Origin of the sequence: Parabacteroides sp. PH5-46 (assembly GCF_029892785.1) — a bacterium.
In the GTDB taxonomy this organism is placed as follows: Bacteria; Bacteroidota; Bacteroidia; order Bacteroidales; family Tannerellaceae; genus DFXE01.
The window spans coordinates 265,784-282,726 of record NZ_JARXXA010000005.1 but is presented as its reverse complement, the minus strand read 5'-3'; the positions used below and the strand labels follow the sequence as shown (position 1 = coordinate 282,726).

The following is a 16,943-nucleotide window of genomic DNA, read 5'->3' as shown; positions in this document are numbered from 1 at the left end:
ATTAATATTAACTTAATGAGCTTAGAAATTGTCGTTGACATCCCACCATACACAAACGGCCCATTCTTCTTCTCGTGTGAGATTGAGGCCGAGGCCCAGACGCGACAAGGCTTCGTTCATGTTGTCGAGGTTATTAGCCCGTTCATTCTCCGGATAGGTATGACGCACCGGCATATGAAGGTCGGCGATGTTGTCGGGCCACATTAGATCCATCCTGCGCATGTTGAACCAAGACTCAGACGGGTTGAGGTAAAGCGATACCCATACCTCCTCGGCGAGACGCTCGCGAGCTGCCTTCCCGCTACCCAGCGGACGGGCTTTGATGTAAGCGTCGATGTCGCTGTCGTCAATGTGCTGACGCTCGAGCAAGCCGCTATAGGAGTTGAGCTGCTTCATGTTCATACGGATGGCATTCTGATAGGCGGCGTCGGCTGTGGTACCGGTCGTCCAGCCATTGAGCGAGGCCTCGGCCAACCAGAAATACATTTCAGAGGCCGTGATCGTTACAAGTGGCTGATCCATCGTAAAGAGGAAGGGGTTCGGACTGGTGAACGCATGCATGTATTCCTGCAGCGAGAGGAAGGGATTGGCGGTGAGACCGTGAGGAATCCCCTTGGCCTGGGAGAAATCCCAGTCCCACTTCGACTCGTCGCGCCAATAGCTCTGCATATCGGAGGCTGTTACGTCGGTGATGTCTGTTTTCAAGCGTCCTCCGAAGATGATCTTCATGCGTGGGTCGTTGTTGTCTTTTAAGAAGTCGACGAAGAACTCGCCCATTTTGCAATAGCGCTCGGGGTCTCCGTAGGGAGTTCCTTCGAACCATGCGCTGTAGGGGTTTTTCTCGGTGTTGAGTCCGTCGAGCGTCTTGAGTGTCCAGTTGTCGGCATTGTCTAGGATGACGCCTCCGGCAATTGCTTTCTCGGCGTAGGTCTTAGCCTTGGCCGGATCTACATTCGAGATACGCATGGCCAGGCGAAGCATCATGGAGTAGGCATACTTGCGCCACTTGGTGATGTCGCCTCCGTATACGATGTCGCGCGATTTCTTTGCGTCGCTGTTGCTTGTCCAGGTGAAAGCCATCACTTCTGAATTGTCTGTCAATGCTTTCGCTTCCTCGTCGAGGGTGCGTAGCATGTAATCATATACCTCCTCTTGCGTATTGTACTTAGGTTTGAGGATATCATTGATGTAGGCTAATCCTGCCTCCAGAGCCGGTATGTCGCCGTAGTAGTCCGTGAGACGCTGCAGCACGGCTACTTTCATAATGCGAGTGAAGGCTATATTGTTTGCCTGCAAGGGGTTGTCCAGCTTCAGCAAGTAATCCTCCAGCGTGATGGCTAGTTTGAGGGTGTGCTGGTATCCGTTGGTCCATTGCTCGTCATTATGGCCCTGATCAAAGCGGTACAGAGCTCCGCGCAGTAATCCCATAGAAGAATAATACTTGGCATAGGCAGCGTCTATCATGATAGCATTGGCGCCGGTGGAGTTTCGTCCGTGCTGCACCAATAGTTTGCTGAACATCATAGACATATCGGAGTTATCCGGAGTAAGCATGTATTTAGGATCGTCAAGATTGGTGAGGCTCTCCGTATCGCAGGAAGAGTAACCAACAAGAACAATGATTGAAAGTAATATGACTATAATTCTATTTGTTTTCATAAGTTCGCTGTATTAGAAATTAACATTCAGATTGAGCGTGAAGGAGCGTGTGGAGGGCATCGCGCTGTTGTTAATGCCATTGCCACGTCCGGTGCTGGGATCGCCGTTCGGAAGATCATTGTAAATGTCGAACAGGTTGTATCCTACAAGCGAAAGGTCAATCCGCTGAATCGGTATATTGGCATAGAACGACTTAGGAATGCTGTATCCCAATGATATCTGTCTGAACTTAACGTACGATCCGTCGAAGACAACCATGTCTGCTACGCGCTTGGTGAACCCTTCGCGGTAATACATTTCAAAATGCTTTACGTGATAAGGGATCACATTCCCCGGTACCTGTATATCATTCGGCAGATTGGCAGAAGGATTGGCGTTGATGGTGTAGCCTTCAACTGTGCTCACGTCTGCATAAATCGGATTGCCGTTGCCATCCTTTCCTGTTTCGTAGAGGCCCTCTATCAGGAGTCCGCCATTACGTCCCGGTAAGGTCTGCTTACTGGTTCCGCGCTCGATCATTTCCTGCTCTACGCGGTGTACGATCTTGCCACCGAATTTGCCATCTATCATGAAGGAGAGCGATACGCCCTTCCAGCTTAATGTAGATGAGATGCTTGCCGCGTGCGGATTGATACCATAGCCCAGTAATTCCTTGTCTGCATCGCGAGCCGGACGCCATGTCTTATGACTTTGTCCGCCGTAGGTGAAGGAGTTCTGCTCCCATACTTTTTTACCGTCAACTTCCTTTTGTTTGTAACCATAAATGGCAAAAGGCTGCTTGCCTACGATGTGTTTTACGTCTACACCGCCGCCAATGCCGGATTCTGTTGTGGCATTTACTTCGCTTACTCCACCCAGGTCTAGTATCTTACCGCGATTGTAGGAGTACATCATATTCAGCGTCCAATCGAAGTCGCGGGTGCGTACGGGTACTAAAGTTAGCATTACTTCATGCCCTTTGTTAGTGATGGTTCCCAGGTTTACGCGTGCTCCGGTATAACCGGCACTTTGAGGCAGTGTAACGGATACGATGTCGTTAGTAGTCTTCTTATCGTACCAGGCGTAGTCGATGCCGATGCGATTGTTGAAGAAGCGGAAATCAAAACCTAGTTCGTACTCACGCGTATTGTATGGCTGCAGATTGGCATTGGCTATCGTATTGGGAAGCCCCAATGTAGGCGTGCCAAGGTAACCGATTGCATCAAAGTCGTACGCAATCTTAGTGTCGTAAGGACTTGCACCACCACCTACTTCGGCGTATGAGGCACGTAGTTTGGCAAACGACCACCAAGTAGGTAATGTAAACTGACTTGAAGGCAGATAGCTTAAACCAACACTTGGATAGAAGATGCTATTATTCTCAGGAGCCAGTGACGAGAACCAGTCATTACGTCCTGTAGCCGTCAGGTAAATCCAATCCTTATAGGACAGTTCAACGCTTCCGTACAGAGAGTTGATCCCCGACTTGGTGTATTGATTTACGTTATTAGAGGTGGATGATAATTGTCCGGCATTCGTTACTACGTGATAGAAAGGTATGAGCAGATTGTTTCCATAAATACCGTCCCTGTTATACTTGTCACGCGTGATGCTTCCTCCGAAAGTGGCAACAACGCCGAAGTCCTTAAAGGATTTGTTGAATATCAGCGAATAATCCGCATTAAATTGATTGTATAAGGATGTAGACTCTGCTACGGCGCCTGTTCCGGCAATGTTTCCACGAAGGAATCCGTAAGCGTCAATGTTCGTCATCTTCAAGGTGGTCGTTTCGTTACCAATACGTCCGGTCACTGCCAGCCAGGGAGTTACGTCGATACGAATATCTGCATTGGCAGAGATACGATCACGTTGGTCTTCCTGATGATCTTGATAAGCAGACCAATAGGGATTCTGGTAATAGTCGTTTGTACTGAATGGAAGCATCCATCCGTCGGGTTTTGCACCCCATTTATCTGTAGAACCTTTAAGCCAGTTGATGTCCCAATTGGTAGGAATCAAGGTGAGAATACGAGCGTAACGGTCGGTGTTCGGACGATTCTCTGTTTTGGCCGTTGAGTAGTTCAGACGGGCGTTGAACGTTATAATCTTGGCAATCTTACTGTTTGTCGAGATATTTGCCGTCTGGCGGTTCATCTTGGAGTTAGGCACAGGAGAGGTATAGCGCAAGTCCGAAGCAGATACACGGAACTTGTGGTCTTCTCCTCCTCCCGTTAAGGAGAGGCTGTTATTAATGCTCGATCCTGTACGCATGAATTGTTTCCAGTGATCCTCCTTATAGTCATAATAGATGGGTTTACTTTGGTCGTTATCAAAGTAAAGGCCCAGGTCTCGGCCGTCATAAAGCGGGCCCCAGTTGCGGTGTACTTCTTCGTTCCAGGTACGGGGATAGAGGTCGGAGTTGTCTCCGTTGGCTCCCGAAGGTCCGTATAGCTTCTGGCGTCCTTTGAAGGGATTGTCAAAGTTTTCAAAGCCGAAGCTTCCGCTATACTGTACGCCGATGCCTTTCTGCTGGCTTCCGTTTTTGGTAGAGATGATGATAACACCGTTGGCAGCGCGTGAGCCGTAAAGGGCTGTAGCTGCAGCTCCTTTCAGTACACTGATGCTTTCGATATCGCGTTGGTTAATACTGGAGAGGGCGTCTCCCATATCGCGTGATCCGCTGGTTACGTTGGCGCGGGTGATAGGGATACCATCTATTACGTACAGTGGGTTGTTGTCTCTGTTGATAGAGGTATTACCACGTATTTTCACCGATGAAGCCGCTGTAGGACCTGCATTTCCGATGTTAATATCTACACCGGCAATTGTACCTTGCAACGAATTCATGATATTCAGTTCGGGCTTGTTCTGTAGGTCGTCGCCTTTTACTTCTGCTGTTGCATAGCTAAGCGTTTTGGCGGCTCTTTTGATACCCAGGGCTGTTACTACTACTTCCTCTAGTTGTTGTCTGTCTTCAACTAGCAGTACATTGATGTTTGTACGCGAATTTACCTGGATTTCCTGCTCTACATATCCGATATAGGATACGACCAAAACGGCATTGGGGGCTACCTCCAGCGCAAAGGCTCCATCCCGGTCGGTTACCGTTCCGTTGGTAGTTCCCTTCACTATTACGTTTGCTCCGATAACGGGCCCTAGTTCGTCTTGAACAGTTCCTTTGATGGAGATTGTCTGCTGTTGCACAGTAGCCGTTTCCTGATTAGTTGTTTTGTCATCTTTTACTTTCAGCGAGATATACTTCCCATCGAAGTAGTAGGTGATATTGGTATCGCTGAAAACATCATTCAGAATATCCGACACCTCTTCGCTACGGGTTTCTACCGAGATGATGCTTTTAGTATTGATATCCTCTTCGCTGAATACGAAAAGATAGCCTGTTTGCTCTTCTATATCAGCAATCAGGTTTTTTAGTGGTTGGGGCTCATTATTTATACGAACAGTTGCCGATTGCGAAAAAGAGTTCTCAGCATACAACTGGAGTACAAATAAAAACATTAAAAATGTGGTCAACTTCATAATGCGAAATATTTTTCTTAAAGAATGTTCTACATAAAATATTTCCGCTAAGCTTTTTTTCATAACTTTGCATGATTAATGGTGAATACTGTTATTTTTGTCACAAAATGATAGTATTTGTATGAAAGGGGGTGGGCCAACACTCCCTTTTTACTATCCAATACGTAAGATCAGATTTGATTCATAGGCAGTTAACATTAAGTTCGTTAGTAATTATTTATTTGTTAGCAATTCATTTTTTAGTAATCGTTTAATAAATATCTATTGTAGCATCTTCTTCTATCCTGAAATTAAACTTTCCTGTTTCTTTTATAGCGTTCAGTATGCGTTCGATATCGTCACTTTTATTGAACTTTCCGGAAAACTTATAGGCCAGAATTTCTTCCTTTTCTATATTAAACCGAATATTATACCATAGCTCCAAGCGTTTTTGCAAGTCTCTGAAAGGCATATTCTCAAAAGAATAAATACCGTCTATAAGATGTGTGGATACGAAAGTAGAGCGTGATTTTATCAGCTTTTCCCCATCAAAGGATACACCCTCATTGGGTTGTAGCCTGATGGCTTTGTCTTCCGGAAGCCCATTGTTGTATACAGAAACAGAACCTTCTACCAAATCTGTCTCAAAGTGAGAGCTTTCCGAATACGCAAATACATTGAACTGGGTACCGGTTACTTTTATGTCGTACGTTTTTGTATCTACGATGAAAGGCATATCGGTGTTCTTGCTTACAGAGAAGAACCCTTCGCCATCCAACTCGATGATGCGTTCGCTTTTATTAAACTGGTTGGAGAATTTTAATTTGGAACGGGAACTTAGCCAAACTTTGGTTTCATCGGGAAGGGTGATGTAAACAGTTTGTCCTTTAGGAACTTCTATCATGGTAAATTCCTGGGCTATTTCTTTGTGTTTCCCGATATATAGATTGCCTACGAACCAAACGCAGCTGACTAGTATTGCAACGGCAGCATATTTTGCCAGCGAAATGAAGAGGCGGTTTATCTTCCGTTTTTGCACGATATTTTCCAGTTCATCTATCTTGCCTGAAACCCACTGACTGTCGCTTTTTTTGATTGTTACATCGGATAAGGTGGTAACATTTTGCCATTTTATAAATTCTTCCCTTAAAGATGGATTTGATTCCAACTCCTGAAACAAGATGGCTTTTTCTTCATCAGAAAGAGAGTCTGTAAAATATTTAAGCAAAAGTTTATCCATAAGATTCCATTGTGGTTCATTTGTATGACGAAAAAGAATGGCTTTGCCACCCCCCGAAAGTGAAGAAAATTTATTTTTTAACATTTAGAAACAATCGGAGCCTCTTTCAATTCCTTTTTAAATGTACTCTTTCAGCACTTCTCTTAGTTTTTTCAGTGCCGTACTGATATGTCCCTCAATGGTATTGGTAGAGATATTAAGACGCTGGGCAATGTCTTTATGCTTAAGTCCTTCCATGCGGCTTAATATAAATATTTCGCGACAGCGGGGAGGCAATGTTTCCAAAGCATTGGATATGATAGATTCTATTTCTTCGTGGGAAAAGCTGTTTTCGTCAAACCTTTGCAAAGCATATAGCTTGAGTTCGAATTCTTTTTCCTGTACGTCTGTGATTGAATATTTGCGGCCGGAAGCCTGCGTTTTACTCCTCAGGTAATCGATGCAGCGGTTCTTTACCATCGTAAACAGAAAAGCGTTCAGGTTTTTTACAGAGTTAAGCACCTCTTTATTTTCCCAAAGATATACAAATACATCCTGAACAATATTTTCCGCATCAATTTGCGACAAAATATGTGCTTTCGAGAAATGTACCAATTTCGGGAAATAACTAAGGTACATCTCTCTGAATGTGGTATTATTGTTTAGTTTAAAAGAGTTACTCATAAATTATCCGGTAAATATAGTAAATAAGCTGAGATGCAAATGTATTTATCGGTTTTCAAATAAAATGAATGCCTCCGGAGCATCAAGATACCTGTAGAGATACATCCTGTATATACATATGCGGAGTAATTTAAAAAGAAACTAACGTTTTAAATCGTTTCATTTATCGCAAAATATTATACAAAATGACAAATTAATTAATATATATAAGGTAAAATAATGTATTTATACTGTCATATTAATTAATTATCCTATATTTGCACCCCATGAGTTAAAATATATAAAAGAAGTAGTACGAAGACGTACTTACAAATATTTGAAGTAATGGAAGGGCTACGAAGACATGTTTACAGATGTTTGAAGTAATTGAAGGGCTACGAAGACATACTTACAAATATTTAAAGTAATTGAAGGCCTACGACGATGCAAAAAAATAATTTTAGACTCATTGAAGGCCTACGAAGATGTGGGTGTTTAGTATTAATTTAAAAACCAGCTTACAACATGGAAAAAATTAAAAGTATTTCAAAAAGTAGATTACATGTAGATTCTCATGCCGAATTTAATGAGAATGTTTATCTTGCAGTAAAAGAAGCTGCATTTACAAATGTAGAAATGGCTGCATTATTACCTCTTTATCTGGAGAGTATTACACTTGAAAAGCAAATAATTTCCCGCCCGCGTGCATCTATATATACACAGGATGTTCAAGGTAGTGATAGTATTCGTGGCGGACTTCTAAAGCAACTTATCGGTACCATTAATAGCGCACGTAAAGGAAATATACCTGCCATGAAGGATGCTGCCGAAAAATTATGGATTATCGTGAAACCCTTTCGCAAGGTTTATACAAACTTTATGACGGATGAAACCGATCAGATTAATAATCTGGTGAAACTCATTCTGGCAGATGAGTGTGAAGAATGGCTCAGAGCATTATATCTTGAAACAGTAGTACTCAAATTAAAACATGAAAATATAGCATTTAGAAAGAAATATACAACACGTGCTATAGAACGCGGAACGCTTCCGGGAAATGGGATTACTACCATTGAACAGCGCAAGGTGGTAGATAAACTCTATACACAGATAATAGATTTGCTTAACTCGGTGGTTGTTTCTGCCCGCGCAAAAATAGAAACCGGTTTTCCGGAAGAAAAAATGGATACCGTAACGGTTGCTATTAATTCATATATTGATCAATATAAATTAATTATAGCCAATCAGGCAAAGAAAAGGAAAGAAAAAGAAGAAAAGCTTTTTCAATAACAGGATAGTAGTTCTTTCAGGCTGCTTTCCAGATGCTCAATGTCTTCGTCGGTAGTATCCCAGGAGGTGACCAAACGGACTTCGCAGATCTCTTCATTCCAGTAATAAAAGAAGTATTGTTCGGATAATTTCCGGGCAGCTTCTTTGGGCATGATAAAGAAGAGCTGGTTTGATTCCATTTTCTGCGTAAATTGGATAGCGGGATACTGCTTTAAGACAGCCTCGAGGCGACGAGCCTGATGGTTTGCCTTGCGGGCGTTCTCGAGCCAGATGCCTTCTTCAAGATAGGGGACAAACTGGGCGGACAGGTAGCGCATCTTAGAGGCTAACTGAGCCGATTGCTTGCGGAAGTATTGCAGGTTCTCGCTGATCTCGGGGCGGAAGGAAATGACGGCTTCTCCCATCATCATACCGTTTTTGGTGCCTCCGAAGCTGAGGATGTCTACCCCGGCATCTACGGTGAGGGCCTTCATACTACAGCCTAGATACTCGCAAGCATTGGCAAGGCGGGCACCATCCATGTGAAGGTACATATCATGAGCGTGGAGCAGGTCGGCAATGGCTTTTACTTCTTCAATGGTATAGACCGTTCCGAGCTCGGATACCTGCGAGATGTAAGCTACCTTGGGCTGCGGATGATGACAGACGCCGAAGTTATGCAGGTGAGGACGGATCAGATCCGGTGTGAGTTTGCCGTCGGACGTAGGAATGGCTGTCACAGTGCAGCCTGTCATACGAGCCGGAGCTCCGCACTCATCCACATAGATATGGGCAGTCTGTGTACATAGGATGCTGTTGAAGGAGCGGGTTACCGCCTGCAAAGCTACGGTGTTAGCTCCTGTGCCGTTGAATACAAAGAAGGGTTCGGCTTCTTCTCCGAAAATCTTTTTTACCGATTGAATGGCGGTGGCTGTCCAAGGATCGTCTCCATAGCCTACGGCGTGGTCACTGTTGGCTCTTACTACGGCATCTATAATGGCCGGATGTACACCCGAATTGTTGTCACTGGCAAAGCTTCTCATCCTATTATTTTTTGCGGCAAAGGTAAATATTATTTTAATTCTTGCTATCTTGTGAGCGTTTTAGACCAAGGTAACTATTAAACAATTTTATGATGAAAAACAGAAGAGAATTCTTAAAAACCACCTCGCTGCTGGCTGCAGGAGGTTTGTTAGCCGGAAAGAGCGGCATCGTATCAGCTGCAGAAGTAGCAGCTCCTTCAATGGTTCAGAAGAAAGTGTCCAAAGTTATTGGTTTGCAGATCTACTCGTTGGGTCGCGAGCTACATGAAGACGTTGCCGGTGGCTTGAAGAAAGTCGCCAAAATGGGCTATTCTACCATCGAACTAGCCGGATACAACGATGGAAAGATCGGTAATGTATCTATGGCAGACTTCAAGAAAATGTCTGACGATGCCGGACTGAAAATCACAAGTACCCACGTGAATCCTTCGGTTCGCGAGTACACGAAAGCAAACAAACAGCAGATCATGGACTTCTGGAAGAAGGCCGCCGACGATCATGCGAAGATTGGTGTAAAGTACCTGATCCAGCCCGGCCAACCGGCTACCCGCAGCACCGAGGAAGTGGCCTATGTAGGAGAGATTTTTACAGAAGCCGGAAAGATTGCTAAAGCTGCCGGACTATCTTTTGGATACCACAATCATGATGGCGAGTTTGCCCGCGTAATCCCCGGCGGAAAAGAAGCAATGGAACGCTTGCCTTGGGGACAAAAGCCACCCGAAGGTATCGAAATTATCTACGACGGCATGCTGAGACATACCGATCCCAGCCTTGTTTTCTTTGAAATGGACGTATATTGGACTGTCATGGGCCGTCAGGACCCGGTAGAGTATATGCAGAAATATGCCGACAGAATCCGCGTGCTCCACATCAAAGACAGAGCCGTATTGGGACAATCAGGTATGATGAACTTCGAGATGATCTTCAAGCAGGCATACGCCAACCGTATCAGCGATTATTTCGTAGAACTAGAAAAGTATTCAGGCGGAACTCAGTTTGAAGGCGTAAAAGGCTGCGCAGATTATCTGTTGAAAGCCAAATTCGTGAAGTAAAGGACCTTATAACTTCATTAGAAACAGGAGCAAGGGCAGGTACTCTTTCATATCCTCGCGTAGGATTTTAAGAGCCTGTCCAATCCGGTAGGCGATGGTTTTGGAGGAAACGTCCATCCGTTCGGCTATCTCATTATAGGTCATATTCTCAAAGCGGTTCAATGTGAAGGCTTCCCGGTAATCGGTGGGTAGATTTTGAATCGCTTTGTCAAGACAAGCCATCATTTCACTTTCGATGTATAGGTCAGGATCTTCAAACTGCTCTTCAAATTTGAGGAATAAACTTTCGTGTACCCGCTGTTTGATCTGCTTGTGCGATATGCTGTTCAGGCATTTGTTTTTTACGATAGTAAAGAGTAAGGATTTAACCGACATTTCCGGCACGAGCGATAAACGATTTTCCCAAAGCCACATCATGACATCCTGCACAATTTCTTCACATTCACTTGTATCGTCTACATATTGTGAAGCAAAAGCGCATAATCCCCTATAATATTCTTTGTATACGTTCTCGAAAGCCTGTTCATTCCCTTCTTTCAGTAAACGTATTAGTAGTTCATTGTTTATCACCCTTTGCTAGCTTGGTTTCAAGTTTTGCAAAGCTACATTCTTTTTTTAAAATCCACAACTGTACAGTAGTATAGCGATTCTGTTTTTGGTAATTTTTTGTACCTTTGCCGGTAAATAAACGCAAATTCATTCACATGAAGGAAAAACTAATTATCTTATCATTATTAATGTGTGCCAGCTTACTAACTGTGGCACAGACAACAGTACAAAAACCGGATACAAAATGGTTTGAAGATGCCCGCTTTGGTATGTTTATCCACTACGGGCCATACAGTGTGCTGGGAGCAGGCGAATGGGTGATGAACAGCCGCCCAATAAAAGGAAGCGACTATATGCGCCTGCAGAACTTTTTCAATCCACAGTCTTTTGACGCGAAAGAATGGGTGAAGATCGCCAAGAATGCAGGTATGAAGTATATTACGTTTACTTCACGACATCATGATGGTTTCAGCAACTGGGATACCAAGCAATCTGACTGGAACATCATGAACACTCCCTATGGCAAAGATATGGTGAAACAACTGGCCGACGAATGCCACAAAGAGGGTATTAAACTGGTCTTTTACTATTCGCTTCTCGACTGGATGCGAACAGATTACCAATACGAAACAGGACGCACCGGACAACGCGCCGGACGCACGGAAAAAAGCGACTGGAACTCCTATCTGAACTTCATGAAAGCTCAGCTAACCGAACTGCTCACCAACTACGGACCAATAGCCGGTATCTGGTTTGACGGACATTGGGATCAGACGGAAGACGAGAACCGCACAGACCATTCTACGCACGTAGACTGGCATTATCCGGAGATATACGACCTGATACATCGTTTGCAGCCCAACTGTCTAGTAGCTAATAACCATCACTTACCTCCCTTCCCGGGCGAAGATTATCAGATCTTTGAGCGGGATGTACCGGGCGAGAATAGTGCCGGATACAGTGGACAAGCAGTGTCTAAACTGCCGTTGGAAACCTGCCAGACTATCAATGGAGCATGGGGTTTCAATATCACCGACGACCGGTATAAATCTACCAAAGACCTGCTTCATCTATTGATCCGTACAGCCGGCACAGGAGCCAATCTATTACTCAATGTAGGCCCAATGCCCGACGGCAGAATACAACCTGAATGTGTAGAACGCCTTAGCGGAATAGGGGAGTGGATGGATACCTACGGTTATACAATATATGGTACGCAACAGGGATTTGTTAAACCGCAACCCTGGGGAGCCTCTACCCGGAACGATAAAACATATTATCTGCATATATTAAATAAGGAGACAAAGACAGTTGTGTTGAATATTCCTGATATTCAGTCGGCCAAGTGGGTAAACGTAGATTCAAAGCTTCGCTGGAAGAAAGATAAGGAAACCGGCTATGTAATGTTCATACTGGATGGTCCGCTAGATGATATAGATTCGATAATAGAGGTAAAAGTAAAATAAATTACATATATTTAAAGGATTGTATTTTAAGTAATTAATAATAAAAAGCTATTTTTTTTGAAAAAAAATAGCTTTTTTGTTTAGTACATTTTGTTTCTGAATTGTATTAGTTATAGAAAGCCCAATTAAGGACAATGACTATAAGTGAAGACATATTAATAAAATATATAGACAATACCCTTTCGGTGGAAGAAAAGGCAAGTGTAGAGGCTTGGTTAGCTACTTCCCCGGAGAATAGAAAAATATTGGAGCAGATGTACTTCACAATGCAGCTTACCGAACGATTAAAGGTAATGAAAGCTGTAGACGTTGACAAGGCTTTTGCTCAATTCAAAAAGAAAAAGGACGACGAAAGGCAAAAAGGAAAGTTTAGTTTAGGTGCTTTAAGGTTAGGTTTACAAAGGATTGCAGCAATATTAATAATCCCGTTGCTGGTTTTGACGGGATATTTATTGTTGCGAACTGATGGAGAAAGGATGCAGATGGTTGAAATGACCACGAGTCCCGGGGTTGTTTCAACCTTCAATCTGCCCGATGGATCCAAGGTGTGGCTCAATGGTGGGAGTTCTTTGAAGTATGCAAGTAATTTCGGAAAGGAAAATCGTTTTGTGGAATTAAGTGGCGAGAGCTATTTTAAGGTAGCAAAAGATGCCAATAAGCCTTTCATTGTAAGTGTAAATCCTTCGTATAAGGTTAAAGTACTAGGTACTTCTTTCAATGTGTCTGCCTATGAGGAAGATGATATTATTGAAACTACCTTGATAGAAGGATCTGTCAATATCGAAATTCAGTCGGAAAACGGAAAGAATACCATTTGCCAATTAAAGCCGAGTGAAAGAGCTGAATTTCAAAAGAGCGATAAACGCTTAGACGTTAAAAAAGTAAATACTGATGCCGGAATAGGATGGGTTAATGGCGAGATTGTTTTCAGACAAGAGCCTATGACCAAAGTGCTTAAAACCCTTGGCCGCCATTACAATGTGCAATTCGAGGTAAAAGATCCTGAAGTTATGGATGCTGTGATAACAGCCCGCTTTAAGGATGAAGAATTGACACAAGTGATGGAATATCTGAAAGTTGCATCCGGAATTAAGTTTAAGTATAAACAGTTGGAAAATGAAAATGAAATAACGAAAATGCCAGTGATAGAAATATATAGATAGAATGTTAAACTTTTTTAAAAAGCTAATGCCAATGAAACAAAAGACCTGAAAAACAATACGGAAGAATATTCACATACTCTCCCGTACCAACCTAAAGAGCTCTCTTACAGCTCATAAATAACTTTATTATAAATTAATTGCGATACAAAAATATGAATAATAATGTAACCTTGAAATTATTTCGTGCGAAAAGTTTCAGGCTTTTCAGAGAAAAAGCTATTACCATGTGTGTAATTACACTTTTTTCGTTTTTGCAAATTACAATTTCTCATGCTGACAATCATTTATCTCAAAACTTAGCGCTATCAACATATACCGAAACTCAGCAGCAAACAAAAAGTGTAACAGGTACTGTAACAGACCCTTCCGGCGAACCGATTATCGGAGCGAACGTGATTGTAAAAGGTACAACAAACGGTACGATTACCGATTATGATGGAAACTTCAGCCTGGAAGTTCCGATGGATGCTGTTTTGAGCATTTCTTACATCGGATATATCCCTCAGGAAGTAACTTATACCGGACAAACTACTCTGACTATTATTTTGGTGGATGATACACAAGCATTGGACGAAGTAGTAGTTACTGCTTTAGGTATCAAACGCGAAAGAAGAGCTTTAGGATATGCTATGCAGGAAGTAAAAGGCGACCAGCTTACGGAAACCCGTGACGCAAACGTAGCCAATGCTTTAGCAGGTAAAATTGCCGGTGTACAGATCAACCAAAGCGGTACTGGTGTAGGTGGTGGAACCCGGATCATCATTCGTGGTAACAACTCTATCTCTGGTAACAACCAACCGCTGATCGTTGTAGACGGTGTGCCTATTGACAACTTCAGCAGTGATACAGGCGACTATTGGGGAAATGGTAAAATAGACAAAGGTTCGGGTATCTCGGATATTTCTCCCGATGATATCGAAAGCATGTCTGTATTGAAAGGTCCTGCTGCTGCTGCGCTTTATGGTAGCCGTGCAGGTAATGGTGTTGTGATGATCACCACCAAAACAGGTGCTTCAGGCAAAGGCTTAGGTATCAACTTCAATACCAACCTTACGTTTGAAAGCCCGATGATGACTCCTGACTTCCAGAATGTTTACGGACAGGGTTCTAACGGTGCATTCGATGCCAATACAATTGGTAGCTGGGGATCTAAGCTGGATGGTTCTACAAAGGAAATGGCTTTGGGTTCATTTGCTTATTCAGCCCGTAACAATGACCTTTACAGTGACTTCCTGCGCACAGGTACAAGCTGGACAAACAGTTTGGATATCAGCAAATCTTCTGAAGATATGACTTTCCGTGCCTCTGTATCACGCTTAGACAACCAATCGGTTGTTCCGAACAGTGGTATCGAACGTACCTCTATCAATCTTCGTACTACAGCTAAGATTGCCAGTTGGTTATCTGCAGACTTCAAGATTAACTATGTAAATCAGCAATCAAAGAACCGTATTGCTGTTGCTGCCGACCCTAACAATATTTTCTACGATTATTTATTGATGCCTCGTAGCGTTGGCTTCTCAGACTGGGATGCTTACAAAGACAATAACTGGAAAAGAGCAGATGGCAAACCGGCTTCCTGGAAGACAGACCATAGCTCCGCTCCTCGTAACCCTTACTGGTCTACAGAACGCAACGGCAATACCGACAAGAGAGATCGCTATATCGGATTCGCAGCATTTGACTTTACAATTACAGACTGGTTGAGCTTGAAGCTCCGTACCGGTATGGATAATTATACATTCTTGTATGACTGGACACGTGCCACCGGTAACCCTTACTGGGAAACCAATGGTAGCTACCGTGTGCAGACTGAAAGATTCAAAGAATTAAATTCTGACTTCTTGTTTACAGCTCAGAAAAACTGGGATAAATTCGGTATAGTAGGTACAGTAGGTGGTAACATCATGTATCGTTCTACTTCTCTGAATAATGACTTCTCCGGTGAGCTTGTAATACCTGATTTCTATGCCATCTCAAATGGTAAGAGCCACAATGGCGAATTTAGCCGTTCACGCAAGCAAATCAATTCAATATACGCTACAGCTTCTATGTCATGGGACAACTACCTATACTTAGATTTGACAGGACGCAATGACTGGTCTTCTACACTACCCAAAGACAATAACTCTTATTTTTACCCATCCGTAGGCGGTAGCTGGGTGTTCTCACAAATGCTTCATAATATGGATATTGAAACTTCACCTCTTACTTTTGGTAAAGTTCGCGTATCCTGGGCACAGGTGGGTAATGACACCGATCCTTATATGTTGCGTGATTATTATGATATCAATTATGACATCAAAGGAAGCAGTTTTAATGCCAACAAACGTAACTGGATTGCTAACCCTGACTTGAAGAATGAAACGATTGAATCATGGGAACTTGGTCTGGAATTAAGAGGATTTGACAATCGTGTTGGTCTGGATGTATCTTACTATAAGAAGAATGCAAAAGATCAGATCTTGAAAATCTCCGTTCCTTCGGCTACCGGATATGAATACAAGATGATCAATGCAGGTAACATCCAGAATAAAGGATGGGAAGTTGCCCTGAATGCTACACCTATTAAAACATCCAACGGTTTTACATGGGAAACATTAGTTAACTGGTCAATGAACAAAAACAAAGTTGTGGAATTGACTGAAGGAACTGAACGTCAGATATTAAGTGCTGATGCAGGTTTGAACTTTATGCAGATTGTTGCTGAAGTAGGTGGCTCGTATGGTGATATGTATGGCTATGGATTCCAACGGGATGATGCCGGCAATATCGTAGTAGGAGAAAGTGGTCTTCCTCTTCGTACGAGTGACTATATCAAATTAGGTAATAATCAGCCGAAATGGATGTTAGGATGGTCTAATGATTTCAGATATAAGAACTTCTCTTTAGGATTCTTGTTTGACATGAACTATGGAGGTGATATCTTTATGGGCTCTATCCAACAGGGAGCCAGATATGGTAACTTAAAAATGACACTGGAAGGACGTGAAGGAATGGTAGTTCCCGGAGTAACTCAAAGTGGCGCAGTAAATACAAAACAGGTAACAGCTCAGGAATATTATACCGAAATCAATGGTATTGCCGAGGCCTATATCTATGATGCAACAAACATACGTTTGCGTGAAGTTAGCTTCGGCTATTCATTGCCAAAGAATCTATTGGCGAAGACTCCTTTCACCAATCTTAAAGCTAGCTTTGTTGCCCGTAACTTGTTTATGATCCATCATAAAACAAAAGGTTTTGATCCTGAAGCCGGATTTAGTAATTCAAGCGCTGTACAGGGTGTGGAATTTGCTTCTATGCCTACTATGAGAAGTCTTGGTTTTAACATCAGTGCATCATTTTAAAAACATAAATAGAGG

The 16,943-nt window shown here is 43.0% G+C and carries 11 protein-coding genes; 5 read left to right on the top strand and 6 right to left on the bottom strand.

Translation table 11 applies throughout. The features are described 5' to 3' along the window. Positions 1 to 21: 21 nt before the first annotated feature. The 4 genes from M2470_RS07555 to M2470_RS07540 all read right to left on the bottom strand — a co-directional run bounded on the left by M2470_RS07555 (position 22) and on the right by M2470_RS07540 (position 7,057). Entirely contained in the window at positions 22 to 1,659 is a 1,638-nt protein-coding gene (locus tag M2470_RS07555; RefSeq protein WP_280744431.1) for a SusD/RagB family nutrient-binding outer membrane lipoprotein, read from the bottom strand. 12 nt (positions 1,660 to 1,671) lie between these two features. Next, on the bottom strand, positions 1,672 to 5,175 hold the full coding sequence (locus M2470_RS07550; RefSeq protein WP_280744430.1) for a SusC/RagA family TonB-linked outer membrane protein: 3,504 nt from the start codon (positions 5,173 to 5,175) through the stop codon (positions 1,672 to 1,674). Positions 5,176 to 5,425: 250 nt separating this feature from the next. Next, positions 5,426 to 6,394 (bottom strand): FecR family protein, encoded by a 969-nt coding sequence (locus M2470_RS07545; protein WP_280744429.1) that lies wholly within the window; start codon positions 6,392 to 6,394, stop codon positions 5,426 to 5,428. A gap of 117 nt (positions 6,395 to 6,511) precedes the next feature. Then, positions 6,512 to 7,057 carry an RNA polymerase sigma-70 factor gene (locus M2470_RS07540; protein ID WP_280744428.1) on the bottom strand — a complete coding sequence of 182 codons (546 nt, stop codon included), beginning with the start codon at positions 7,055 to 7,057 and terminating at the stop codon, positions 6,512 to 6,514. 504 nt (positions 7,058 to 7,561) lie between these two features. On the opposite strand from M2470_RS07540, the gene M2470_RS07535 reads away from it, so the two are divergent. Beyond that, on the top strand, positions 7,562 to 8,326 hold the full coding sequence (locus tag M2470_RS07535; RefSeq protein WP_280744427.1) for a DUF6261 family protein: 765 nt from the start codon (positions 7,562 to 7,564) through the stop codon (positions 8,324 to 8,326). On the opposite strand, the gene M2470_RS07530 is transcribed toward M2470_RS07535, so the two are convergent. Then, positions 8,320 to 9,348, bottom strand: a complete 1,029-nt coding sequence (locus M2470_RS07530; RefSeq protein ID WP_280744426.1) for a low specificity L-threonine aldolase — start codon at positions 9,346 to 9,348, stop codon at positions 8,320 to 8,322. The two genes, M2470_RS07535 and M2470_RS07530, sit on opposite strands and share 7 nt — an antisense overlap. 92 nt (positions 9,349 to 9,440) lie before the next feature. Between M2470_RS07530 and M2470_RS07525 the strand changes: the two genes are divergently transcribed. Next, on the top strand, positions 9,441 to 10,400 hold the full coding sequence (locus M2470_RS07525) for a sugar phosphate isomerase/epimerase (RefSeq protein ID WP_280746467.1): 960 nt from the start codon (positions 9,441 to 9,443) through the stop codon (positions 10,398 to 10,400). A gap of 6 nt (positions 10,401 to 10,406) precedes the next feature. Here M2470_RS07525 and M2470_RS07520 read toward each other — a convergent pair whose 3' ends face one another. Further along, entirely contained in the window at positions 10,407 to 10,970 is a 564-nt protein-coding gene (locus tag M2470_RS07520; protein ID WP_280744424.1) for an RNA polymerase sigma-70 factor, read from the bottom strand. Positions 10,971 to 11,104: 134 nt separating this feature from the next. Here M2470_RS07520 and M2470_RS07515 point away from each other — a divergent pair, with 134 nt between their 5' ends. The 3 genes from M2470_RS07515 (at position 11,105) to M2470_RS07505 (ending at position 16,928) form a co-directional block, all read left to right on the top strand. Then, positions 11,105 to 12,415 (top strand): alpha-L-fucosidase, encoded by a 1,311-nt coding sequence (locus M2470_RS07515; protein ID WP_280744423.1) that lies wholly within the window; start codon positions 11,105 to 11,107, stop codon positions 12,413 to 12,415. A 134-nt stretch (positions 12,416 to 12,549) separates the two neighbouring features. Beyond that, on the top strand, positions 12,550 to 13,578 hold the full coding sequence (locus M2470_RS07510; RefSeq protein WP_280744422.1) for a FecR domain-containing protein: 1,029 nt from the start codon (positions 12,550 to 12,552) through the stop codon (positions 13,576 to 13,578). A 152-nt stretch (positions 13,579 to 13,730) separates the two neighbouring features. Next, complete coding sequence (locus M2470_RS07505) at positions 13,731 to 16,928, top strand: TonB-dependent receptor (RefSeq protein WP_280744421.1); 3,198 nt, start codon at positions 13,731 to 13,733, stop codon at positions 16,926 to 16,928. Positions 16,929 to 16,943 lie beyond the last annotated feature (15 nt).

Bases quoted from the DNA above. Each gene is read 5' to 3' on its own strand.
- M2470_RS07530 (WP_280744426.1), bottom strand. From the start codon at position 9,348: ATGAGAAGCTTTGCCAGTGACAACAATTCGGGTGTACATCCGGCCATT.
- M2470_RS07555 (WP_280744431.1), bottom strand. From the start codon at position 1,659: ATGAAAACAAATAGAATTATAGTCATATTACTTTCAATCATTGTTCTT.
- M2470_RS07540 (WP_280744428.1), bottom strand. From the start codon at position 7,057: ATGAGTAACTCTTTTAAACTAAACAATAATACCACATTCAGAGAGATG.
- M2470_RS07525 (WP_280746467.1), top strand. From the start codon at position 9,441: ATGAAAAACAGAAGAGAATTCTTAAAAACCACCTCGCTGCTGGCTGCA.
- M2470_RS07550 (WP_280744430.1), bottom strand. From the start codon at position 5,175: ATGAAGTTGACCACATTTTTAATGTTTTTATTTGTACTCCAGTTGTAT.
- M2470_RS07510 (WP_280744422.1), top strand. From the start codon at position 12,550: ATGACTATAAGTGAAGACATATTAATAAAATATATAGACAATACCCTT.
- M2470_RS07515 (WP_280744423.1), top strand. From the start codon at position 11,105: ATGAAGGAAAAACTAATTATCTTATCATTATTAATGTGTGCCAGCTTA.
- M2470_RS07505 (WP_280744421.1), top strand. From the start codon at position 13,731: ATGAATAATAATGTAACCTTGAAATTATTTCGTGCGAAAAGTTTCAGG.
- M2470_RS07535 (WP_280744427.1), top strand. From the start codon at position 7,562: ATGGAAAAAATTAAAAGTATTTCAAAAAGTAGATTACATGTAGATTCT.
- M2470_RS07545 (WP_280744429.1), bottom strand. From the start codon at position 6,394: ATGGATAAACTTTTGCTTAAATATTTTACAGACTCTCTTTCTGATGAA.